The sequence below is a fragment of the Streptomyces sp. BE20 genome (assembly GCF_036322525.1).
In the GTDB taxonomy this organism is placed as follows: domain Bacteria; phylum Actinomycetota; class Actinomycetes; order Streptomycetales; family Streptomycetaceae; genus Kitasatospora.
Map to the genome: position 1 here is coordinate 1 of NZ_JAQYWW010000402.1, position 425 is coordinate 425.

The following is a 425-nucleotide window of genomic DNA, read 5'->3' on the forward strand; positions in this document are numbered from 1 at the left end:
CCCACAACAAAAAAAAAACCACACACAAAAAACAAAACAAAAAAAAAAAAAAAACAAACCACAAAAAAAAACAAAAAAAAAAAATGCACCAACAATAAGAGGGTGAACACAAACAAACAAACAAAAACCCCCCAAAACAACACACACACCACACCACACCAAACACAAAAAAAACAAACACCCCCACCACCAAAAACGGCCCCCACAAAAACAACAAAACAACTAAAAAAAACAAAAAAACAACAAACCCCACCCAGTCAAACCCCACACCCACCAGCACACCCCACCCCCCCCCCCCGGACGAACAACAACAAACCCAAAAAACACAAAACAACCCCCACGCAAACCACCCCAAAAACCAACAGGCCAACACCGACACACCCCCCCCCCCCCCCCCCCCCCCCCCCCCCCCCCCCCCCCCCCCA

General features: G+C 47.5%; 1 protein-coding gene. It reads right to left on the reverse strand.

Going from position 1 to position 425, the window contains the following annotated elements; all coding sequences use genetic code 11:
- On the reverse strand, positions 1-206 hold a 206-nt coding region (locus PUR61_RS45125; protein WP_329875319.1), incomplete at its 3' end, for a hypothetical protein.
- Positions 207-425 lie beyond the last annotated feature (219 nt).